Raw genomic sequence first — 22,959 nt, 5'->3', positions numbered from 1 at the left:
CTGGCATCTTTCAAGGAGTCGAATATGCACGTTACCCCCTATGCCAAGCATCTCGCCGCAGCCCTTTCGCTGGTCGTCATGGCCGGTTGCTCCAGCACCGGCGGCACTCAGGACGGGTCCATGGCGGGCAGCGAAGGCGCCACCAGCGGCGGCGCTTCCAGCCAGGGCATGAACTCTGGGCAGGTCGGGTCCAGCAGCATGGGCATGCGGGATGGCCAGCAGGACGGCATTCCTCAGGTCCGCACGATCTATTTCGATTATGACCGTGACACCATCCGCAGTGAGTTCGAGTCGGTCATGGCTGCTCATGCCGAGTATCTGCGCACTCACCCCAACGCCTCTGTGGTGTTGCAGGGGCATACTGACGAGCGCGGCACCCGCGAGTACAACCTGGCCCTCGGCGAGCGTCGTGCCAACGCTGTCCAGCGCTTCCTGATGGTACAGGGCGTGTCTCCGTCACAGCTCGAGGTGGTCAGCTATGGTGAAGAACGCCCGGCCGTGCGGGGCAGCAGCGAAGACAGCTATGCCCAGAACCGCCGTGTGGTCTTCGACTACTGAGTCGCTACGGATCGCCTGCAGCCGATGGAGTGATACATGAAAGATGGTCTGTCGAGATTCACGTTGACGACCCTTGGCGCCGGGCTCTGCCTGGCGCTGCCGCCGCTGGTGAGCGCCGCGCCGGTGGTCGAGGATCTCTCGCAAGGCTCCGGTAGCTTCTATCAGCGCGCCGAAGTGCGCGAGGAGTCCGGAGGCAGCCTGGTGTTGTTTAACCAGGTGCAGGAGAACCAGGATGAAATCAAGCGGCTGCGTGGCCAGATCGAAGAGCTGCGCTATCAGCTAGATCAGCAGCGTCAGATGGCGCAGCAGCGCTATCTGGAGCTCGAGAAGCGCATTCAGTCCGGCGAGCGAGCCGCGGCCGCTGAACAGGCAGCGGCAACCGGTGAAGAAGAGGGCGCCAAGACGGCGACGAGTGAGTCTTCGGCCGGCAGCGAGCCAACCACCAGCAATGAAGCGCGAGCCGCCTATCAGGCCGCCTTTGCCAAGGTGCAGGCGCGGGACTTTCCTGCCGCCATCACTGCCTTCGAAGGTTTCGTCGCCGATTACCCCAACACCGGGCTGACCGCCAACGGTCACTACTGGCTGGGTGAGCTGTACTCGGCTCAGACGGAACTCGACAAGGCATCGGCGGCCTTCGAGCGAGTGATTCAGAACTTCCCGCAGAGCAGCAAGATGCCGGATGCCCTCTACAAGCAGGGGCTGTTGAGAGCGCGTCAAGGCAAGCCTGAGGAAAGCCGTGCCTTGCTAGAGCGGGTACGTAAGGAATTTCCTGACAGCAGTGCGGCGGGGCTGGCCAACGATTTCCTCAACCGGTCTGCGGGCTGACGCGATTGGCCCCTCAAGGAGCATCGATGAGCTGCAAGATCGATTATCAGGCGCGTCCTGATCTACTGGCGGGGCGGGTGATCCTGGTCACCGGGGCCGGCGACGGCATCGGCCATGCCGCCGCGCTGAGCTATGCTCGCCATGGCGCTACGGTGATTTTGCTCGGTCGGACGATCGCCAAGCTGGAGGCCACCTATGATGCCATCGAGGCGGCGGGTGGCCCTCAGCCGGCTATTTTTCCGCTGAATTTCGAAGGCGCCACGCTCAAGGACTACCACGACATGGCCGAGACGCTCGACAAGGAGTTCGGCCGCCTCGACGGTATCCTTCACAACGCGAGTCTGCTGGGGCGGTTGACGCCCTTCGAGCAGTACAACCCCGCGCTGTGGGAGCAGGTCATGCAGGTCAATATCAACGGTCCGATCTGGATGACACAGGCGCTCTTGCCGCTGCTAAAAACCTCTGACGATGCCTCGGTGGTCTTCACCTCCTCGAGCGTGGGACGCAAGGGGCGGGCGTTCTGGGGCGCCTATGCGGTTTCCAAGGCGGCGACCGAGAATTTCAGCGAATTGTTGGCCGATGAGCTGGAGAATGTCTCCAACATTCGCGTCAACACCCTGAATCCGGGTGCCACACGCACGCAGATGCGCAAGACGGCCTATCCCGCCGAGGACCCTAAGCGGCTGCGTACTCCTGACGAGATCATGCCGACCTATCTGTGGCTGATCGGCCCTGATAGTCAGGGGCATAGCGGCGAGCGCTTCGACGCTCAACCGCCGAAGGCCTGATATCAGGACACTGATCAGTGACCATCGCGTTGAAATACGCGCTCAGCGGTAAGGCTTAGAGGGGCTCTTCTCGGGTTCCTCTGAGGTTCTTCAAGGCAACATCTCAAGGCACAACCCCAAGGCACAATCCCAAGGCAAAACGACGATGGGCCTGGCTCCACGAGCCAGGCCCATCGTCGTTTGGGGTCGTGTCACCTGTTTCCGGCCTCGATCAGTATCCGAGGGCTCTGGCCAGTGCCGCGGGCGTGTCGAAGACATGATCCGCCGACCAGGCATGGATGTCCTCAACTTCGTCCAGATAGCCATAGCCCACAGCGACGGCGGTCATGCCGGCGGCGCGGGCGGCCTCGATATCTCGGCGATGATCACCGATATACCAGCATTCCTCGGCCGTGACGCCCAGCCGGCGCGCGGCTTCCCACAGCGGCGCTGGATCGGGCTTCTTGACCGGAAGATCATCGGCGCAGAGGAAAGCTCCCGGGGTAAGAGCCAGGGCCTCGATCAGGGGAGCGGCATAGGCGCGGGGCTTGTTGGTGACAATGCCCCAGGCCCGTGGCGATACGGCCCAGGCCGTGATCAGCGGTGCGAGCCCCTCGAATAGTCGGCTCTCGGCGGCCACATCCTGTCCGTAAGCGTCGAGCAGAAAGCTTCGGGCTGCATCATGCTGGGCGTGGTCGCGCTCGAGTCCCAGTGCCAGAGTGACCAGCGCGCTGCCGCCATTGGACACCTGAGCCCGGATCGTTTCGTAGGGCAGGGCAGGCAGGTCATGGTAGGCGCGCAGGGCATTGGTGGCCCGCGCCAGGTCGGGAGCGGTGTCCACCAGGGTGCCATCCAGATCAAAGAGCAGGGCACGAGGGGGCGTCGCTAGGCTCATGTCGTCTCTCGCCGGGTCTGGATCATGTAGTTCACCGAGACATCGTAGGCATCCAGGCGATAGCGACGGGTCAGCGGGTTGTAGGTCAGTCCGGTCTGCTCGCCGAGGTGCAGACCTGCGGCACGCGCCCAGCCAGCGAGCTCGGCAGGACGAATGAACTTCTTGTAGTCATGGGTGCCTCGGGGCAGGAGCCGCAGCACGTACTCGGCGCCGAGGATCGCAAAGGCGTAGGCCTTGGGGTTGCGGTTGATGGTCGAAAAGAACACCTGTCCCCCCGGCTTGACCAGGGTGGCACAGGCGCGAACCACGGCCGCAGGGTCCGGGACGTGCTCGAGCATCTCAAGGCAGGTGACAATGTCATAGGCCTCAGGCTGTTCGGCGGCCATTTCTTCGGCGCTGGCCTGGCGATAGTCGACCTCCACGCCGCTCTCCTCGCGATGCAGCCGGGCCACCGCCAGCGGCGCTTCACCCATGTCGATGCCGGTTACCCGAGCGCCACGGTGCGCCATGGCTTCGGCTAGGATCCCGCCGCCACAGCCGACGTCGATGACGCGCTTGCCCGCCAGGCCCGACCGGGCGTCGATGAAATCAAGGCGCAACGGATTGATCTCATGCAGCGGCTTGAACTCGCTTTCCTTGTCCCACCAGCGGCTGGCCAGGGCCTCGAACTTGGCCACTTCGGCGGCATCGACATTATCTCGATAGTCGGTGCCGGGGCGGGCGCTTTGGTCTTTCTGTGAGGTTTCCTCTGGGGTTTGATCTGGGGTTCGACCTAAACCTTGCTGTGGGGCGTGATGTGACGCCTGGGATTCACTGCTCATCTGATGCTTCTCCCGCAAAATGATCGCTGGCCACGCTGTGCAATAGCGTGGGCTAGAGTCGGTGTCATGGCTGTGGCTCCCTCGACGGTGCCGGGTTTAGCCGCAGCAAAAAAAGGTTAGTCAACGCTAGGCAAAGGCTCATTCAGGTCCTGGCTTAAACAGGACGCATGGTCCGCTCATACTGACGGGCCTCATGGAGCAGTGCCTTTCGGTCGAGTCCCACGAGTTCCCCAGCATCCAGGCGAGCGCTGCCTGCGACCCAGACATGGCTGACCTGACGGCTTTGTACGGCATAGACCGCCGCCGAAGCCGGGTGGTGTACGGGGACGCTGTTCAGGGCTTCAAGATCTACGGCGATCAGGTCGGCATCGAAGCCTTCGAGGAGCTGCCCCCGGCGTTTTTCCATACCAAGAGCCCTGGCGCTGTCGCGGGTGGCCATGGCCAGCGCCGCCATCGCCGGCAGGGCAGCGGCGTCACCGCTGACGCCCTTGGCCAGCAGGGCTGCCGTCTTCATCTCATCGAACATGTCCAGGTCATTGTTGCTGGCGGCGCCGTCGGTGCCGAGCCCGACGGTGATGCCGACCTTCTGGAGCCTGGCCACCGGGCAAAAGCCGCTAGCGAGCTTGAGGTTAGACTGGGGGCAGTGGATGACGGCGGTGTCGGTCTCACGCAGCAGCGCCAGGTCTTCATCGTCGACCTGGGTCATGTGCACGGCCTGAAAATGCGGGCCGAGCAGGCCTGAATCGAACAGCCGGCGCAGCGGGCGTTTGCCGTCTTTGGCGAGTCCCTGTTCGACTTCATCGCGCGTCTCATGCACGTGCATCTGGATCGGCAGGCCGAGCTGCTTGCGAGCCTCGCACAGTCTGCCAAGGCTAGCATCGCCGACCGTGTAGGGCGCATGGGGGCCGAAGGCCAGTGAAATCAGGGAGTGGTCGCTCAGGCTGGCCTTCAGCGCCTCGGTCTGGCGCACGCCGCTCTCAAAGTCTTTTGACCAGGGCGTGGGAAAGTCAATCAGCGGCGTGCAGAGCTGCGCGCGCATGCCTGCTTCTTCGACCACCGGTACAACGGCCTCCGGCGCCAGGTACATGTCGGCGAAGGTCGTGGTGCCTGAGGTGAGCATCTCGGCGCAGGCCAGCCGCGTGCCCGCCGCCACGAACTCGGGATTTACATGAGCGGCCTCTGCCGGCCAGATGTGCTCGTTGAGCCAGGTCATCAGCGGCAGGTCGTCGGCGAAGCCGCGCATCAGGCTCATGCCGGCGTGATTGTGGGCGTTGATCAGCCCCGGCAGCAGGGCATGATGCGTGAGGCGCAGGGTTCGCGCCGGACGGACGCACTGCGCGACCTCGCCGATCGGCCAAGGGCCGAGCAGGCGACCGGCATCGATGGCAATGGCATGGTCCTCGAGGGTCGGCAGGCCATCACTCATCGGCAGAATCCAGCGCGCCTCGATCACGAGCTCTACGTCACGCGGTGCGTTAGATGGCATCGCATCACTCCTTCGGTATGATGAGCCCATTCTACCCGCTCCTGCTGATGCTTGCCTGCCCCGGAGAGACCATGACTGCCCACCTGACGCCGATTCGCTGGTGCAATGACGACAGCCTCGAACTGCTCGATCAGCGCTGGCTGCCAAGCCGTCGCGAGACGCTGCGAATCGACAGTGCCGAGGCGGCCGCCGAAGCGATCACCGCCATGGTGGTGCGCGGTGCGCCGGCGATCGGCATTACCGCGGCCTATGGCGTCGTGCTGGCTGCGCGGCAGGCGTCGGGACCCGACTGGCCGGCGACGCTGGACGCCGCAATGGCAAGGCTTGCGGCATCGCGTCCCACGGCGATCAACCTGTTCTGGGCGCTGGAGCGCATGCGGGCGGTGGTCACGGCACACCGCCATGCTGTCGCGCCGCCGGTCGAGACGCTGCTTGAGACGGCCCGGGATATCCAACGCCAGGATCTTGCCGACTGCCTGGCGATGGGGGAATACGGTGCCGACCTGCTCGCCCGCGAGGCGCCGAAGGCGGTCATGACCCACTGCAATACCGGGGCACTGGCCACCGGCGGCCATGGCACGGCGCTCGGCGTGATCCGCAGCGGCTGGGCCCGGGGGCTGATTACCCACGTGCATGCCAATGAGACGCGCCCCTGGCTGCAGGGCGCTCGCCTGACAGCCTGGGAGCTTGCCGAGGAACGCATCCCCGTGACCCTGGCCGTGGATTCGGCAGCCTCGCTGCTGATGGCTCGCGGGGACATTGGCTGGCTGATCGTCGGCGCCGATCGGGTAACGGCCAACGGCGATGTGGCCAACAAGATCGGCACCTTGGCGCTGGCGGTACAGGCGCGCCATTTCGGCGTCAAGGTGATGGTGGTCGCACCGACCGGCACCTTCGATGCGAGCCTGGAAAGCGGCGCAGACATTCCCATCGAGACCCGCGACGCCCGCGAGCTGACCCACCAGGGCGAGCGTGCCGTGGCACCCGACGGTATCGATATTTACAATCCGGTGTTTGATGTCACCCCGGCCGGGCTGATCGATGCCATCGTCAGCGAAAAGGGCGTCATCGAATCGCCTAATCGGGCCAGCCTGGCGGCCTGGTTGGGAGAGGCCTCCCGAGGAGGCTCCGCCTGACAGTTGGCTATGCCATAATGCAGGGATTCGCTCATCGAACAGATGGTTACAGCAAAAGCTAATATTTAAAGTTGATATCTAAAAGGACTGCCATGATTCGCAAGGCTGTGTTGCCCGTCGCTGGTCTAGGTACTCGCTGCTTGCCGGCCTCCAAAGCCATTCCCAAGGAAATGATCACCATCGTCGACAAACCGGTGATTCAGTACGTGGTCGAAGAGGCTGTGGCCGCTGGCATCAAGGAAATTGTGCTGGTGACCCACTCGAGCAAGGGCGCCATCGAGAACCATTTCGACAAGCATTTCGAGCTGGAGACGACCCTTGAGGCCAAGGGCAAGCTCGAGTTGCTCGATGAGCTGCGTCACATCATCCCCGATGACGTCAAGATCATCAGCGTGCGCCAGCCCGAGCCGCTGGGTCTAGGCCACGCGGTGCTCTGCGCTCGTCCGGTGATCGGCGATGACGAGCCCTTTGCCGTCTTGCTGCCCGATGTGCTGGTCGACAGCCAGGGCCTTGATCAGAACGATCTGGCCGGCATGATCCAGGGTTTCGAGCATAGCGGCCAGTCACAGATCATGGTCGAGAACGTGCCCAAGGAGCTGACCTACAAGTACGGCATCGTGGCCCTCGAAGGCGATACCCCGGAGGCTGGTCATTCCGCGCCGATGGCAAGCGTGGTCGAAAAGCCCGCCGTTGAAGATGCGCCGTCGAGCCTTGCCGTGATCGGCCGCTATCTGCTGCCGGGCTCCATCTTCGCGCTGCTGGCCGAGACCAAGCCCGGCGCCGGTGGCGAAATCCAACTGACGGATGCCATCGATACCCTGATTGCACGTGAGGGCGTTCAGGCGTTCCGCATGCAGGGAGCCACCTACGACTGCGGTCATCAGCTTGGCTATCTCGAGGCCATCCTGGCCTTTGCCAAGCGTCATCCCAAGTTCGGCGCCGGTTTCCAGGAACTGATGCAACGCTACGTCGCCGAGGAATAAGCCATGCGCGTTGTCGTACAGGGAAGTGAACTTGCCGCCGCGACGGCTGCGGCGGCATTGGCAAGCGTGGGTCATCGCGTCACCTGGCAACCTCACGCCGGCCAGCCCTGGGTCGAGCTGGAACAGGCCGATTGGCTGACTCGTGAGCCGGAGCTGATCGCCCAGTTGGAGGCGGCCTGTCGCGACGGGGCCCTCACGATCGGCGACACCAAGGCCGAGTCGGCAGCTGAGCTCACCGAGATCGATATACTTTGGCTGGCCCTGGCCCCGGATCAGCGCTATGCGGCGCAGGCAGCCGTCGAGCAGCTCGCCGCCCGCCAGTCGGCGCCGCTTGTCGTGATCAACAACTCGACTTTCCCGGTCGGCGAGACCGAACGGCTCGAAGCGCTGATGGGCCATGCCGGCCAGGTCGCCGTGGCGTTGCCGGACATGCTCGAGGAGGGACGTGCCTGGCAGGTCTTTACCCGCCCGGTGCGCTGGCTGCTGGGCAGCGAGGATACGCGCGCCACGGATCAGGTGCGTGAACTGCTGCGGGCCTTCAACCGCCGCAGCGAAGTCTTCCAGTGCATGCCGCGACGTGCCGCCGAGCTGACCAAACTAGCCATCAACGGCATGCTGGCCACCCGCATCAGCTACATGAACGATATTGCCGGTCTGGCCGACACCCTGGGGGTCGATGTCGAGCATGTCCGTCAGGGTATGGGCGCGGATACCCGCATCGGCTATGAGTATCTCTATCCGGGCTGCGGCTTCGGTGGCCCAAACTTCTCACGGGACCTGATGCGTCTGGCAGACGTGCAGTCGGCCAGCGGCCGGGGCTCCGCGCTGCTAAGCCAGGTGCTCGATATCAACGAGCACAAGAAGGAGACCCTCTTCCGCAAACTGTGGGCCTACTTCCAGGGCCAACTTGAGGGTCGCACCGTGGCCATCTGGGGGGCAGCCTTCAAGCCAGGCACGGCACGCATCGACCATGCACCGGTGTTGCCCTTGCTCGAGGCGCTGTGGGCCCAGGGCGTCAAGGTACGCTTACACGACCCGGCCGCTCTTCATGCTCTGCGAGACCGTGTCGGCGAGCATCCGCTGCTCACGCTGTGTGAAGGTGACCCTTATGCGGCCTGCCAGGGGGCCGACGCGCTGATGCTGGTTACCGAGTGGAAATGCTACTGGAACCCGGACTGGCGCCTGCTCGGCAGCCTCTTGGGCGAACGTTTGATCCTCGACGGACGCAATATCTTCGATCCTGACTTCGTGGCAGGTCGCGGCTTGGTCTATCGGGGCATCGGGCGGCGTGCCAATCCCTGATTGCCGGCTGCTGGCACTGGTTCCAATCGGGAGCGGGCACTTTAAGCCTCAATCCTGCTCCAGCCCAGGCGGGTGTTGATGTCGGTATTGTTGGTGCCTGCCGTCAGCACCTTGATCAATACTTTGCCCGGACCGGTCGTCGGAATGGGAACCTCTCGATACTCAAGCTTGTCATATTAGCCGGTACCGGTAGTCACTACCGCTTTCATCATGTCGCTCATGAGCCCGTCCGTTATCTGCATGAATCGCTGCTAAGAACCAAAAAAACCCTCGCCGATGGCGAGGGTTTTGACGCGGGGCACATCTCGGAAGATGTGCTTGTCCGAAACGCGAGTTACGCGAAGTTCTGCGCGACGAAATCCCAGTTAAGGATCTTCCACACGTTTTCGAGATATTTCGGACGCGCATTGCGATAGTCGATGTAGTAGGCGTGTTCCCACACATCGATGGTCAGCAGCGGGGTTTGGCCGTGAGCGACCGGGGTGTCTGCATCGTCGGTATTGACGATATCCACGCCGCCGTCATCGGTCTTGATCAGCCAGGTCCAGCCGGAACCGAAGTTACCAGCAGCCTTGGCGTTGAAGGCTTCCTTGAATTCCTCGAAGGAGCCGAACTTGGCGTTGATGGCATCGGCCAGCGCACCGGTCGGCGCACCGCCACCGTTCGGGGACAGGCAGTGCCAGTAGAAGGTGTGGTTCCAGACCTGCGCTGCCTGGTTGAACAGGCCGCCGGAGGCAGACTTGATGATCTCTTCCAGTGACTTGTTAGCATCGTCGGTGCCGTCGGTCATCTGGTTGAGCTTGGTCACATAGGTCTGATGATGCTTGCCATAGTGATATTCGAGCGTCTCGGCAGAAATGTGCGGTTCAAGCGCGTTCATTTCGTACGGCAGGGCGGGTAGTTCGAATGCCATGATTTACTTACTCCTCGTCGGTCAAGGGAAGGTGCATCCACTCAAGTTCTGGAGCCCTCAAGAACATAATTCAAGGGGCGGGAGTCCAATTTGTCAGGGCGGATCCCGAACCTTTAATGAGATGCCAAAGGCATGCCAAGAAGATGCTTTAAAGGCCAAAAAACCTTACGATACCAAGCATCTGCGCCTATGTAGTATCGCCTCATCATAGCACTCTGGGGTATGCTCGCCAATGATCGAGGTTTATGCCTCAATTGTGGCCACTCCGGTCTTACTATCTTCTTACATTTTCTACCTGGCAAGGAGTCACCTATGGCCGAGCGCCCTGAGGAAGAGCGCCTGACCCACATCGTCCCGGATGTGAATGCCAGCCTAGGCGGCCAGGCTCGCTACGCGCCGCCAGCGCCAAGGCTATGGCCACTCTGGTGCCTGATTCTGCTGCTGGCGGGGGCCCTGGGCGGATTTGGCTACCTGGCGTGGCAGGAGCGTCTCAACCTCAAGGCGGATCTCCGCCAGTTGCAGGGTCAGCTATCCAACGTTCACGCCCGCTTCGATGGTTTCGATGCCAACCGAGGTGGCAACCTCGAGCGCTTCGAAAATGCCCTGGATGTCCTCGGCGAGGAGCAGGGCCAGTTGGTGCAGCGTCTCAACGAACAGGAAACCCAACTGGCGGACTTCCGCGACACGCTCTCCGGCAACGATGATAGTGACGCGCTTGTCGCGCGGCTCAACGCTCAAGCCGACCGCCAGGACAATCTGCAGGCCGTGCTTGACGCCACCCGCACCTCGCTGGACGCCCTCGAGAGCAACGGCGATGACGCCCGGGCGGCCTTGGCGGCACGCCTGGACGTGATCAAGAGCGACACGACGGCGCTTAATGATCGCCTGGACGAGGTCGCAGCAAAGCTTTCGCAAACCGAACAGCGCCAGTCTGCCCAAGAAGTGGTTTCCGCTTCGCTGATGAGCTCGACCCGCTCGCTCGAGACCGACCAGGACGCTCTGGCTGCGCGGGTCGATGAGCTGGCAACTGGCCGAGACGAGGCCGCCACGTCAAGAGAGGCCTTGTTGAAGCGTCTCGATGAGCATCGTGCCCAACTGACCGAACTGCGACAGTCGCAGCTGGCCATCAGTGCCCAGCTGGAATCGCTGGAGAGTCGCTAAGATGCGCTGGAGCCCTGGATGGCGACTATGCATCTTGAGCCTTGGCCTCACAGCTGCACCTATTGCGCAGGCGCTGGATGTGGAGATTGACGGACTCGACGGCCCGGCTGCGGATAATGTGGTGCTCTATCTCGACGCGATCGAGCCTTCCCAGTACCGCGAAGAGCGTCTGATGGCCAAGGTGCGCAATCAGACGCTTGAAGCCATGCGTGTGTATGGCTACTACGAGCCCAGTGTCGAGATCCGCTTCACGGGCGATCCCATCGATGGAGCCGAGCTTTCCATCACGCCGGGTGAACGGGTCAAGATTACCGTGCTGGAACTGGCCGTGACCGGTGATGCCGAGCAGGACGAAGCGTTCGATAGCGTCCTGGCGAACCCCGGGCTGGCCGTTGGCGAACCGCTGCTGCATGCCCCCTATGACAGCCTGCGCAGCAAGCTGTCGTCACTGTCTCTGCAGAGGGGCTACTTCGATGCGGATTTTCCGGATCGACGCATGGAGGTGCGCCCCTGGGAGCAGAGTGCGCGAATTTACCTGACGCTTGATAGCGGCCCTCGCTACCGCTTTGGTGACATCGTCATCAAGGGCAGTCAGATCGATGAAGACCGCATGCGCAGGATGCTGCCCTTCGCGTCTGGCGACCCGTACCTGGCAGGCCAATTGGCTCAGTACAACCAGCGCTTGTCGCAGAGCAACTGGTTTTCCTCGATTAGCGTGCGCCCTCGGCTGGATACCGCTTCTGATCTGGCACTGGAGCCGCCCTCGGGGCGGTCTCTCTCGCCCTGGTGGCAGGAGGCCGGTCTCGAAGGTGCTGTCGCCGCAACCGAGTCGGCCGAGGCCAGGCGCATCAACCAACCCGCGCTGATCGCTGCCGGCCGCCTTAACCCGGACCAGCGCCATGAAGTGCCGGTCGATGTCACCGTGGTGCCTGCCGATCGGCATCGCTTCGAGGTGGGTGTCGGCTATGCCACCGACGTGGGGCCCCGCACCCGGCTGTCCTGGACGCAACCCTGGTTGAACAGCGCAGGCCACAGCCTGACCAATGAGCTTTTCCTCTCGGCACCCGAACAGGAATTCTCCGGTGAATACCTGATCCCGCTCGAGAACCCACTGCGCGACAGCTATCGTATCGACTACGGGTTTCAGCAGGTCGACAACGAGGACACCCAGAGCCTGGAGATCTCGACGGAAGTGTCTCGGCGCTGGAAGTTCGACGACGGCTGGACCCAGGATGTGTTCGTGCGCACCACCTACGAGGACTTCACACAGGCCAGTGAAGACGACCAGGTGCTGCTGTATTACCCGGGCATCAGCTGGTCACGCACCCGCAGCCGCAACCCCATCTTCCCGACCTGGGGGGATCGCCAGCGCCTGTCGCTGTCCTACTCAGACACCACCTGGGGGTCAGACGCCACCTTCCTGCGGGCCACTCTCGATACCCAGTGGATTCGCATGCTCGGCGACGACAATCGCTTCGTGGGCCGTGTGGGCATGGGGGTCATCGAATCCAATGACTTCGACAAGATTCCCCCGTCGCTGCGTTTCTTCGCGGGTGGTGATAGCAGCGTACGTGGCTACGGCTATGAAAGCCTGTCGCCTGAAAACGCGGATGGCGAACTCACCGGCGGCCAGCAGCTGTTTACCGCCAGCCTGGAGGCCCAGCGCCGGGTCACGGGCGACTGGTGGGGCGCGGCCTTTGTCGATACCGGTAACGCTTTCAGCGCCTGGGGCGCCCCTGAACTGAAGACAGGGGCCGGCCTCGGCGTGCGCTGGATTTCCCCGGTGGGCCCGATTCGTTTCGATGTAGCGCATCCCCTGGATGACCCTGACAACGCCTATCGCATTCACTTCTCCATTGGCCCGGAGCTCTAAACCGGAAGGGACAAGACCGGAATGAACATACTCAAGGCATGGAGCCGGGCGCTGTTGCGATTACTGCTGTGGTTGCCTATCTGGCTTATCGGCCTGGTCCTACTCGTGATGGGGCTGGCCCTATCTCCCTGGGGCACCGGACTGCTGCTTGAGCAGGGGCAGTCGAGAGGCTTCTTTACCTATCGTGACGCCTCGGGAGCACCGCTTGATCACCTGGTAATAGAGGGGCTCTCTCTTGAGGCAGGGCCGGCCAGCATCGACGTTGAGCGCCTCGAGCTCGACTGGGCCGACGACTGCCTGCTCGATAGCAAGTTGTGCCTCGACCGTCTGGCTGTAGAAGGGGCGCGAATTCGCCTTGCCGCCAGCGAACCGAGTGCGCCCGAGCAATCCCCCACCGAGAGCGGGGCTGCACCAAGCATCTATGTCCCGTTCCCGATCGAGTTGCGCGACATCCTCCTCGACGATGTCGATGTGCGTCTTGCCGACGGCACGCACCTGACGTGGTCGCATTTCCAGACTGGCGCTTCGTTGGACGCTGGCACCCTGACCCTGTCGCCTACCACGCTGTCCGGCATGCGACTGGCTTTGCCCACCAGCGAGGGGCAGGCCCTGGCCCTTGAACAAACGGCCAGTGCGTCTTCGCCGCTGAGCGCCGGCGCGATCGACAGCGCAGGGAAGGTAGCCCGACAAACGCCACCGGTGACAAGCGATGCAACCGCATCCAGTGAACCTGCTGTCCCGCTGGCCCAGCGCGAACGCCTCTCTTTGCCGGAGATCACACTGCCGCTTGCCATAGAGGTGCCGAGCCTGATCATCGAGGATGCTGCACTCACCGGGCCGAGCACTTATCGCATTGATCGTCTGGCGATGAGCCTGTCAGGGCAGGGCAGCGATATCGAGATATCGCCCCTGACCCTTGCCATGCCCGAGGCCGATGCCCGCCTCGAGGCCAAGGTCACGCTGCGCGATGACTATCCGCTCGAGGCAAGTCTCAATGGCCAGGTCAAGCAGTTGGCCGCCATGCCGGCGCTTGCCGGTGAACGGCTCGACCTGCGCCTTGACGGCAGCCTGGCCGCTCTGAAGGTATCGCTGGCTGCCAAGGGGCCGGCGACCGCCCAGCTCGATGCCAGCCTCGACGCCCTGGCCCCCACCTTGCCGTTTGAGCTCAAGCTCGAGTCCGACGCTCTGCAATGGCCCTTGTCCGGTGCCACGCCCGCCGCTGACACCCCCACCGGCGCGGGAACGAAGGTGGAGCCTTACCGGTTGACTGACCTCAAGGCGCGTCTGGAGGGGAGTTTGCTCGACTATCGCCTGGCCCTGTCGGCCGAGGCCTCGGGTCCACAGGTTGCGCCCACCCGGCTGGCAGCGACCGGTACCGGCGATGCCGAGCACTTTGCCTGGCTGCCGCTATCACTGAAGAGCGGTGACGGCGCTCTGATCAGCAGGGGTAACGTCAACTGGGCCGATGGGTTGACACTCGATGCTACCGTCAACTTGGACGGACTCGATCCCGGCGCCTACACCACTGCCGTGGCCGGCCGCCTGGACGGCGATGCCACCCTGAGCTTCGTGCAGGCAAATGACGGCTGGCGGCTTGGCGTTCCGGAGCTTGCCATCGACGGCACGCTCAATGACCTGCCGGTCTCTCTGTCGGGCAGCCTCAGCGGCAACAGCGACATGCGCTGGAACATCGAGCGCCTGGATCTTCGCCAGGGCGAGAACCGCCTAACCGCCCAGGGCCAGATTGGCGAACAGATGGACCTGTCAGGCTCGCTTCAGGCGCCGGGACTCAACGCCCTGTCACCGGATCTTGGCGGCACCCTGCAGGGCGACTTCCAGCTTAGCGGTAGCCTGGACACACCCGCTCTGGCGCTGGATCTGAGCGGTGAGCGCCTGGTCTTTGCCGAAAACCGCCTCGGCGCCCTGACGCTGCGTGCCCGCACTCAGGGGCTCGAGGATCCTCAACTCGACCTCACACTGGATGCGGAGCGCCTGGAGGCCGGTGGGCAGCGGTTATCGCGTCTGACGGTCGGCCTCGACGGGCGACTGTCCGCGCATCGGCTGACCATCGAGGCAACGGCCGGGCGAGGCATGCCGCTGTCCCGGGCCGGCCTGACGCTCGAGGGCGGACTCAACGCCGACCGCGATCGCTATCAGGGACAGCTGATGCCGCTGGAAGTCGATGCTGATGCCGGCACCCTGCGCCTGGACGAAGCCCTGACCTTCGATGTCGACATGGCCAAGGCTGCCGCCAATCTCTCGCCGTTCTGCCTGCGCCGCGAGGAGGGAGGGCGCCTGTGTAGCACTCAGCCCATCGATGCATCGGCGCAGCAAGGGCGTGCCACACTGCAGCTTACTGAGCTGCCCATGTCGTTACTGGAGCCATATCTGCCCGTTGGCTGGAAGGCAAGCGGTGACAACAACGCCGACGTAGTGGTCGCCTGGCAGGACCAGGGCAGCAGCTGGTCACTTGATGCCAACCTCGACAGCCGCCTGGCCATCGAGGCCCAGGATGCCTTTGGCCAGCCCGTCACGCTGCCTACGACCCAGCTGACGCTTAGCGCCAACGCCACCCCTGCGGCCGCGAATGTCGAGCTCAACCTGGGGCTTGAGCAAGGCGGCAGCGCCAACCTGACGCTGCGGATCGATGACCCCCAAGGGCAAGGGACACTGGAGGGACGTCTGCAGCTCAAGAGCCTGCAGCTCGCACCTTATCGACCGCTGGCCGGCGATATGGAAACCCTTGAGGGTAGCCTGAACGGCAATATCGCGGTGGGCGGCACCCTGGCCTTGCCCAGACTGACCGGCGACCTGACGCTCGATTCGCTGCAAGCGAAGGGCAGCGGTATTCCGATAGCGGTACGCGATGGTGAATTGGCGGTTCGCTTGCGTGGCGACAGCGGGCAGATCGAAGGGGTGATCCGCAGCGACCAGGGGCGTTTGGACATCCAGGGTGACGCACGCTGGCCAAGTCCTGATAAATGGGAGCTGGCGATGTCGCTCAATGGTCAGGAAGAGCCATTGCAACTGGACATCCCCGATATAGGCCGACTGCGTATCGCCCCGGATATCAGCATCAACGTGCGGCCTGAGCTGCTAAGCGTGCGCGGCCAGGTCAAGGTGCCCTGGGCGCGCCTGGAGATCGGCCAGATTCCGCCGTCGGCCACCAGTCCTAGCCCTGACGAGGTCATCATCACCCGCCGTGACGAACGCCGAGCTCGCCGCGAGGCGACGCGAGCCGAGCAGGCCGGCACCGGCGAGAATACCGCCGACGCACTGGCCTCGGCGGGTATGGCGACCAGCATCCAGGTCGAGCTTCTGCTGGGCCCTGACATGGACCTCAAGGCCTACGGCCTGGAAACCGGCCTGGACGGCCGCCTGCAGGTTCGCCAGAGCAGCGGCCCCGTTCAGCTGTTCGGCGAAGTCAGCCTCATAGGCGGCCGCTTCCGCGCCTACGGCCAGGACTTGAGAATCCGTCAGGGCCAGCTCCTGTTTAGCGGGCCCGCCGATCAGCCGCTGTTGCAGTTCGAGGCGATTCGCAACGAAGACAAGACCCAGGACGGGGTGATTGCCGGCCTACGAGTCACCGGTTCGGCAACGGCGCCCAGCCTGTCGGTGTTCTCCGAGCCCGCCATGGAAGAATCTCGGGCCTTGTCCTATCTGCTGCGGGGGCGCGCACCCAATGATACCGAATCCGACAACAGTGCCCTGACCTCGGCATTGATCGGGCTGTCGCTGTCTCGCACCGGCGGTGCCGTGGGCCAGATTGGCGAGGTCTTCGGCATTGGCGACCTGGCCCTCGATACGGCCGGCAGCGGCAATGAGTCCGAGGTCGTGGTCAGCGGGCAACTCAGCGACGATCTGCGTGTCAGCTATGGTGTCGGGGTATTCGAACCGATTGCCGAACTGACCCTGCGCTACACACTCTGGCGCAATCTATACCTCGAGGCCGTGTCTGGCGCCGCCCAGGCCGTTGACCTGGTGTATAGCTTCAGCCTCGGCAAGGCGGCCTCCAGGCAATGAGCCGGTTTTCCTCACTATTTCACAAGGTCTTTCATAAGGTCTTTCGTCATCTCAAGGAGCTCAACATGCGCCATGCCGACAAGCAGCAACCCGTCAGCCCGGAACGTGCTCTACCGGGACGTGACACACCGCTGAGCATTAGCGGTATCCATCATGTCAACGGCGCCGCCATGTGCCCGCCGTTTCCGGAAGGCAGCGAGGACATCGTTCTTGGGCTCGGCTGCTTCTGGGGCGCCGAGCGACTGTTCTGGGAGCTGCCCGGTGTCCTGGTCACGGCAGCCGGCTATGCCGGCGGCTACACGCCCAACCCGACCTACGAAGAGACCTGCAGCGGCTGGACGGGCCATACAGAGGTGGTGCGGGTGATCTACGACCCGGCCATTATCTCACTGGAGCGTCTGCTGCGCGTCTTCTGGGAAGCCCACGACCCCACTCAGGGCATGCGCCAGGGCAATGATATCGGCACCCAGTACCGGTCGGCGATCTACGCGACCAGCGCTGCTCAACGCCAGGCGGCCGAGCAGAGCCGTGAGCAGTATCAGCATGCCTTGAAGGAAGCCGGCGGGGGAGAGATCACTACCGAGGTCGCGCCCCTGGAGGCCTTCTATTACGCCGAGGAGTACCACCAGCAGTATCTGGCGAAAAATCCCAATGGTTATTGCGGCCTGAAGGGAACCGGCGTCAGTTGTCCGATCGGCTAGCCACGAAGGTGGGCCAGTGAGTCGCAGGGCCTGCCGAGGCCCAGTCGTCAAGCTGCCTGGCCACGCGGCGCAACAGCCAGGAACTCGGTCGACCATGGCGGGACTCGATGAAACCGACGTGCCCGCCATGCCGGGCAATCTCGACTCTCACGGAATCCGCGGGGGTGGGAAGGCGCTCGAACAGATCGCCGGGCATGAACGGATCGTCGGCGGCATGCAGCATCAGCATCGGCAGCTCGATAGTGCCGAGCAGCCGACCCGCTGATGCGCGGGCATAGTAATCGCTAGCTGAGCTGAAGCCATGCAGCGGTGCCGTGACCTCGTTATCGTAGGCCCAGAAGGTGTCGAGCTCCTTGAGCTGATGCGGTGTAAGGGCGATCGGCAAGGGCCCCAAACGCATTTTTGCCGCAATCTTGCGCTTCAGATCCTTTAGCAGGTGGCGCTGATAGACCTTGGCAAAGCCACGATTCAGAGCGTCGGCACTGGCGGCCAGGTCCAGTGGAGCGCTGATGACGATTGCGCCAGCCAGGTCGAGGCCATCGCCTCCCTGCTCAGCCACCAGCTTGGTCAGCATGTTGCCCCCCAGCGAAACGCCGGCGGCTACCTTCAGGGCGTGGGGATAGCGCTTCGCCAGCAGGCCAAGGACCCAGTAGGCATCGGCGGTATCGCCGCTGTGGTACGCCCTGGGCAGGCGATTGGGGGCCTTGCCGCAGCCACGAAAGTGCATCAGCACGCTGCGCCAGCCAAGCCGCGCAGCGGTGGCCATCAGCCCTTTGGCGTAGGGGGACTGGACTGATCCTTCCAGGCCATGAAAGAGGATGAACAGCGGGGCGTCAGCTGCCTCGGGGGCGGGTCGGCCCCAGGCCAATTCCACGAAATCGCCGTCCGGTAGATTGACGATCTCCGTTTCGAAGGCCAAACGCGGTGCCGGCAACATTCGCGGCAGCAGCGTCTGCAGGTGGCGGTTGGCAAGCCCTCTGGCAGGGCGAAAGTCGGCGGGAACGATGGTGCGTGACATGCCTGCCTCGCGAGTTGGGAATACCCCCAAGCTTATCGTGCTTGAGGGATGCTGCAACACTTCTCGCTGGTCAGATGACCGGTGTCAGGTTCTCGGCCCCCTGGTCGGTCACCAGCACGTTGTCCTCGATACGTACCCCGCCATGGGGGGCCAGTGCCTCCACCGCGGCCCAATCGATATCGCTTCCGGCGGGTGTTTCACGAAGCGGATCCAACAGCATCGGAATCACATAGCAGCCCGGCTCCATGGTCACCACCATGCCGGCTTCCAGCGTTCGCGTTAGCCGCAGCGCCGGGTGCTCGGCAGGCGGCGGCAACGCCGTTCCGTCTGAGGCCTGCCGGCCGGCCACATCATGAACCTGAAGGCCCAGCAGATGCCCCAGTCCATGGGGGCAGAAAGCCCGAGTAATGCCTTGTTCGACAGCCGCGGTGGCACTGCATTTAATCATCCCCAGGTCACCGAGCAACGCCCCCAGTCCTTGATGCATTTGAGCATGCAGCGTCGGATAGTCGACACCGGGTCCCATGGCCCGGATCAGGTCCTGCTGGATCGTGGTGACGCCCTCGATCAGGCCAGCGAAGGCGTCGCTGGCATCGCCGCCGGCCCAGGTGCGGGTGATATCGGCCGAGTAGCCACGGTGGCGATGCCCGGCATCGATGAGCAGACTGTGATGATCAGTGGCAGCGGCGAGCTCATAGTGCTGGTAGTGCAACACAGCGGCATGCTGATTGACGCCAACGATGCTTTGATAGGGTAGATCTGATTCGCGCTGACGACTGGCGCCGAGGTAGGCGAGCTGGATATCGAGCTCGGCACCGCCGTCGAAGAAGGCGTCACGAGCGGCACGGTGACCAAGCCCGGCACGCCGGTTTGCCTCGCACAGGCAGTCGATCTCGTAAGCGCTCTTGCGCACGCGACCCTCGTCCAGGGCTTGAGTTAATGCCGGCGGGTTGAGCTCGGCGCCCAGGGTTCGGGCGGTCTCGGCATCGACGTCGCCAAGCACGGCAAAACGACCGGCAGGCAGGCGTGGCGGCGTTGGCGTGGCCACGCGCTCTACGGCAAAGGCTTCAACCCAGGCTTCTTCTGGCAGCTCGGTGCCCAGGTGCCAGAAATCCGTAGGCGCATGCAGCTGAAGACTCGGGGTCTGTCCTGGACGCACCAACAACCAGCTGTGATCCAGACCCTGCAGGGGTACCCAGTGCATAAAATGGCCGTAGGTGGCAAAGCTCGCGTGTTGATCGTCGGCGAAATGACGCTGCGGATGGCCGCTATAGAGCAATACGCCATCGAAACCCTGTGCCGTCAGCAAGCGGTCGTAGGCGGTCTGGAGTGTCTCGAGGTGGGCAAGTTGCTTGTGTTCAAGCGTCTCTTTCATGATGTCACTCATATTGGGTGTCCATGTAGGGGGCGAATCAGACCGCCGCCGCATCAAGGGTCGACCAGAAGTTCTCGAGACCGCTTTGGCGAGCCTCACGATGACGATAAAGCCTAACTTCCAGAGAGATATCCCAGTGAGACGCGCCGGCGCGCATCAGTTGCCCCGTTGCCAGGACGTCACGCGCGACTCGCTCGGGTAACCAGCCAAGCCCATGGCCCAGGCATACCAGTTCCTTGACGTTGCTGCTTTGAATACTCTCGGTCAGCACGTTGAAGTGGCAGGCCTGAGGCTGGCGAACCAGATGATCCTCGATCGCTGCCTGCATCAGCCCCCGAGCATGATAGGCAATCAGCGGTTGGGGAGCGCGTCTCTCTCCTGGCAACGTGAACCGGGGTTTCCCGAAACCGTCCGGGATGGTGACGGGCACCAGCCGCTCGGCACCGATGACTCGATGCTCGAAGGCCGTCATGTCGAGTTCCAGAGGCGTGCGCCCCTTCGGCCAGTAGCAGGCCGCCAGATCGCACTCACCGCGCTCCAGTGCCTGGAAGTAGTCGGCGGCCAGCCAACCGGTGGCACGCAGGTAAGGTTGTAGGGGAGGCTGCCCCATCTCATCCAACCAGCCGCTCAAGAAGTGCGATAGCAGGCTCTGGGGTGCTGCCAGCAATAAGCGACGTGACTGCGCCTCATCCAGGCGCGTTATACGATCACGGGTAATGCGTATCCGCTCGGTGGTCTGCTCGCACAGCGCAAGAAATTCCTCGCCTGCCCGCGTCAGCGACAGCGGCAGAGTCTGGCGGTTGATCAGCGTCGTTCCCATTTCCTCCTCGAGCAGCTTGATGCGGCGCGAGAAGGTTGGCTGGGTGACGTTCTGCTCATCCGCAGCCCGCGAGAAATGTCGCGTGCGGGCCAGGGCAATGAAGTCTTCCAGCCATCGTAATTCCATAGCGTTCCTGTCGTGTGAGATGCCGTATCGTGTCTATCCGCGCAGCAAAGCGAGGCGGCAGAAGCCGCCTCATGACTCACAGACGGCCTTCCTCGACACCATGGCAGGCAACCCGGGCACCGTCCTCGACGTCTATCAGTGCCGGCACTTCCTGGCGGCAGCGCTCGTTGGCATGTGGACAGCGGCCGTGGAAGACACACCCCGTTGGCAGGTTCACCGGGGTCGGCACCTCACCCTGCAGTCGGATATGCTGAGGGCGGTCATCTTCCAGTCGCGGGATCGCCGACAGCAAGGCCTGGGTATAAGGATGTCGCGGTTTCGCAAAGAGGGTGCCGGTGGGCGCAATTTCACACACCATGCCCAGATACATGACCGCCACCCGAGTGCCGAAGTGCTCGACCACAGCGAGATCGTGAGTGATGAACAGGTAGGTCAGGTTGCGTTGCTGCTGCGCTTCCATCATCAGATTCAGCACCTGGGCCTGAATCGACACATCCAGCGCCGAGATCGGCTCATCGGCAACGATGAACTCAGGATCCACGGCCAGCGCTCGGGCAATGGCGATGCGCTGCCGCTGACCGCCCGAGAACTCATGACCGAAGCGCGACCCCCAATCAGGATCGATGCCCACCGAATCCATGACGTCGCGCACCTGGTCACGCACGCGCTCCTTTGACCAGTCCGGGTGGTGCAGGCGAATCGGCTCTTCCAGCGTCTGCTGGATAGTCATGCGCGGATTGAGCGAGGCGTAGGGGTTCTGGAAGATCATCTGCATGCGCCGGCGGTAGGGCAACAGTTCCTTGGCGGACAGGTGATCGATGCGCTGTCCGTCATAGTGGATCTCGCCTTTACTCGGCGACAGAAGCCCCATCACGGTTCGCGCCACTGTGGACTTGCCGCAGCCAGATTCACCCACCACGCACAGCGCTTCACCGCGGCGGATGTCGATATCAATGCCATTGATGGCATGCACGTGTTCCTGCTCACGGACCAGCTTGCCGCCCCTGAACTTGAGCTGCTCGAGGAAATCGCCAGACAGCGAGAAACGCTTGTAGAGATTGCGAATCTCCATCAGCGGTGCAGCGGTATCGTTTTCCCGGTTACCGGCGGCCGCCGCAGGAGCCTTGGAATCGTGCTGGGACACGGCGGCGGTCATAGGGTCTCCTCCCGCGAGTCGCGTTGTTGTTGATTGACTAGCTCGGCGACCATGTGGCAGGCCACCCGGCAGTTGCCCGAATCGACAAAGCCCGGGACCTTGTCCAGACAGGCCTTGCGAGGCTGGCCGCTGGCATCGTTGACGAAGCTACAGCGCGGATGGAAGGCGCAGCCGCTGGGCAGATTCGAGAGCGACGGCATGCTGCCGGGAATCTGATTGAGTCTCGATCCCGGGGTGGCCATCTGCGGCAAGGCGTTGATCAGTCCCTGGGTATAGGGATGCTGCGGGTCGTTGATGATCTCGCGGGTTGGCCCCTGCTCGATCACCCGGCCGGCATACATCACCAGCATGCGCTGGGTGACCTGGCTGACCACGCCCAGATCATGGGTGATCAGCACCAGACCCACGTTGTGCTTCTCGCACAGGTCAAGCAGCAAGTCCATGATCTCGGCCTGGATGGTCACGTCCAGTGCGGTGGTCGGCTCGTCGGCGACGATGATATCCGGGTCTAGCAGCAGGGCGATGGCGATGATCACCCGTTGGCGCATGCCACCGGAAAGCTCGTGGGGATACTGATCGAGGCGCGTCTCCGGCGACGGGATCTGGACCTGATTCAACTTGTGCAGGGAAATCGCCCGGGCCTCTCGGGTCGAGATACGGCGATGGGCCTTGAGGCATTCGACCATCTGTTCACCGATCGAGAGCACCGGGTTCAGGGTCATCATCGGATCCTGAAAGATCATCGAGATGCGGTTGCCGCGGATGCGACGCAGGCCGCGATCCTTCATGCCCGACAACTCTTCGCCGTCGAAGGTGATGCTGCCGCCAGCGATATAGCCAGGCTTGGCGATCAGGTTCAGCAGGCTGAAGGCCGCGACCGACTTGCCTGCACCGGACTCGCCGACGATGCCCAGTCGCTCGCCGCGATCGAGGGTAAAGCAGACGTCGCGCAGGGCGCGCACGTCGCCGCCACGCAAGGCGAAGCGGACGTCGAGGTTATTCACTTCCAAGAGTGCCATG

19 protein-coding genes are annotated in these 22,959 nt (G+C 63.2%); 10 read left to right on the top strand and 9 right to left on the bottom strand.

Annotation, left to right across the window (positions count from 1 at the left end):
• Positions 1–24: 24 nt before the first annotated feature.
• The 3 genes from pal to Q2K57_RS16020 are packed head-to-tail and all read left to right on the top strand — an operon-like array spanning position 25 to position 2,171.
• A complete protein-coding gene (gene pal / locus Q2K57_RS16030) occupies positions 25–558 on the top strand; it encodes a peptidoglycan-associated lipoprotein Pal (protein ID WP_112055287.1) in 534 nt (177 codons plus the stop codon).
• A gap of 36 nt (positions 559–594) precedes the next feature.
• A complete protein-coding gene (gene ybgF, locus Q2K57_RS16025; protein ID WP_112055288.1) occupies positions 595–1,383 on the top strand; it encodes a tol-pal system protein YbgF in 789 nt (262 codons plus the stop codon).
• Positions 1,384–1,409: 26 nt separating this feature from the next.
• Positions 1,410–2,171 carry a YciK family oxidoreductase gene (locus tag Q2K57_RS16020; protein ID WP_112055289.1) on the top strand — a complete coding sequence of 254 codons (762 nt, stop codon included), beginning with the start codon at positions 1,410–1,412 and terminating at the stop codon, positions 2,169–2,171.
• Between the two features lie 211 nt (positions 2,172–2,382).
• Here Q2K57_RS16020 and Q2K57_RS16015 read toward each other — a convergent pair whose 3' ends face one another.
• From Q2K57_RS16015 to Q2K57_RS16005, 3 genes are all read right to left on the bottom strand, one after another.
• Positions 2,383–3,045, bottom strand: a complete 663-nt coding sequence (locus Q2K57_RS16015) for an HAD-IA family hydrolase (RefSeq protein WP_112055290.1) — start codon at positions 3,043–3,045, stop codon at positions 2,383–2,385.
• Entirely contained in the window at positions 3,042–3,866 is an 825-nt protein-coding gene (gene ubiG / locus Q2K57_RS16010; protein WP_112055291.1) for a bifunctional 2-polyprenyl-6-hydroxyphenol methylase/3-demethylubiquinol 3-O-methyltransferase UbiG, read from the bottom strand. The genes Q2K57_RS16015 and ubiG overlap by 4 nt, the downstream gene beginning before the upstream one ends.
• A gap of 154 nt (positions 3,867–4,020) precedes the next feature.
• The gene (locus Q2K57_RS16005) at positions 4,021–5,352 is read right to left on the bottom strand and encodes a TRZ/ATZ family hydrolase (RefSeq protein WP_112055292.1); all 1,332 of its coding nucleotides are present in this window, start codon (positions 5,350–5,352) and stop codon (positions 4,021–4,023) included.
• A gap of 71 nt (positions 5,353–5,423) precedes the next feature.
• Between Q2K57_RS16005 and mtnA the strand changes: the two genes are divergently transcribed.
• The 3 genes from mtnA to Q2K57_RS15990 all read left to right on the top strand — a co-directional run bounded on the left by mtnA (position 5,424) and on the right by Q2K57_RS15990 (position 8,773).
• Entirely contained in the window at positions 5,424–6,488 is a 1,065-nt protein-coding gene (mtnA, locus tag Q2K57_RS16000) for an S-methyl-5-thioribose-1-phosphate isomerase (protein ID WP_181463083.1), read from the top strand.
• A 92-nt stretch (positions 6,489–6,580) separates the two neighbouring features.
• On the top strand, positions 6,581–7,471 hold the full coding sequence (gene galU / locus Q2K57_RS15995; RefSeq protein ID WP_304525660.1) for a UTP--glucose-1-phosphate uridylyltransferase GalU: 891 nt from the start codon (positions 6,581–6,583) through the stop codon (positions 7,469–7,471).
• A 3-nt stretch (positions 7,472–7,474) separates the two neighbouring features.
• On the top strand, positions 7,475–8,773 hold the full coding sequence (locus tag Q2K57_RS15990) for a nucleotide sugar dehydrogenase (RefSeq protein ID WP_304525659.1): 1,299 nt from the start codon (positions 7,475–7,477) through the stop codon (positions 8,771–8,773).
• Between the two features lie 334 nt (positions 8,774–9,107).
• Here the strand turns inward: Q2K57_RS15990 and Q2K57_RS15985 are convergent, their stop codons facing one another.
• Positions 9,108–9,686: a superoxide dismutase gene (locus Q2K57_RS15985; protein WP_112055295.1), complete on the bottom strand. Its 579-nt coding sequence runs from the start codon at positions 9,684–9,686 to the stop codon at positions 9,108–9,110.
• Between the two features lie 312 nt (positions 9,687–9,998).
• On the opposite strand from Q2K57_RS15985, the gene Q2K57_RS15980 reads away from it, so the two are divergent.
• The 4 genes from Q2K57_RS15980 (at position 9,999) to msrA (ending at position 17,444) form a co-directional block, all read left to right on the top strand.
• Entirely contained in the window at positions 9,999–10,847 is an 849-nt protein-coding gene (locus Q2K57_RS15980; protein ID WP_112055296.1) for a hypothetical protein, read from the top strand.
• A 79-nt stretch (positions 10,848–10,926) separates the two neighbouring features.
• Positions 10,927–12,720, top strand: coding sequence for an autotransporter assembly complex family protein (locus Q2K57_RS15975; protein WP_304525658.1), 1,794 nt, complete (start codon positions 10,927–10,929; stop codon positions 12,718–12,720).
• Positions 12,721–12,741: 21 nt separating this feature from the next.
• A complete protein-coding gene (locus Q2K57_RS15970) occupies positions 12,742–16,743 on the top strand; it encodes a translocation/assembly module TamB domain-containing protein (RefSeq protein ID WP_112055298.1) in 4,002 nt (1,333 codons plus the stop codon).
• 65 nt (positions 16,744–16,808) lie between these two features.
• Positions 16,809–17,444 (top strand): peptide-methionine (S)-S-oxide reductase MsrA, encoded by a 636-nt coding sequence (gene msrA / locus Q2K57_RS15965; RefSeq protein ID WP_112055413.1) that lies wholly within the window; start codon positions 16,809–16,811, stop codon positions 17,442–17,444.
• Here the strand turns inward: msrA and Q2K57_RS15960 are convergent.
• The 5 genes from Q2K57_RS15960 to Q2K57_RS15940 form a co-directional block, all read right to left on the bottom strand.
• Complete coding sequence (locus Q2K57_RS15960; RefSeq protein ID WP_112055299.1) at positions 17,425–18,462, bottom strand: hydrolase; 1,038 nt, start codon at positions 18,460–18,462, stop codon at positions 17,425–17,427. The two genes, msrA and Q2K57_RS15960, sit on opposite strands and share 20 nt — an antisense overlap.
• A 70-nt stretch (positions 18,463–18,532) precedes the next feature.
• On the bottom strand, positions 18,533–19,837 hold the full coding sequence (pepQ, locus tag Q2K57_RS15955; RefSeq protein ID WP_304525657.1) for a Xaa-Pro dipeptidase: 1,305 nt from the start codon (positions 19,835–19,837) through the stop codon (positions 18,533–18,535).
• A 37-nt stretch (positions 19,838–19,874) separates the two neighbouring features.
• Complete coding sequence (locus Q2K57_RS15950) at positions 19,875–20,783, bottom strand: LysR family transcriptional regulator (protein WP_304525656.1); 909 nt, start codon at positions 20,781–20,783, stop codon at positions 19,875–19,877.
• Positions 20,784–20,859: 76 nt separating this feature from the next.
• A complete protein-coding gene (locus Q2K57_RS15945; RefSeq protein ID WP_258396425.1) occupies positions 20,860–21,855 on the bottom strand; it encodes an ABC transporter ATP-binding protein in 996 nt (331 codons plus the stop codon).
• Between the two features lie 80 nt (positions 21,856–21,935).
• The gene (locus Q2K57_RS15940; RefSeq protein ID WP_112055302.1) at positions 21,936–22,958 is read right to left on the bottom strand and encodes an ABC transporter ATP-binding protein; all 1,023 of its coding nucleotides are present in this window, start codon (positions 22,956–22,958) and stop codon (positions 21,936–21,938) included.
• Position 22,959 lies beyond the last annotated feature (1 nt).

The organism is Halomonas sp. I5-271120 (genome assembly GCF_030553075.1).
Classification (GTDB): Bacteria; Pseudomonadota; Gammaproteobacteria; order Pseudomonadales; family Halomonadaceae; genus Onishia; species Onishia taeanensis_A.
Note: the sequence above shows the minus strand (reverse complement) of the source record. Positions and strands in the feature narration are given on the sequence as shown.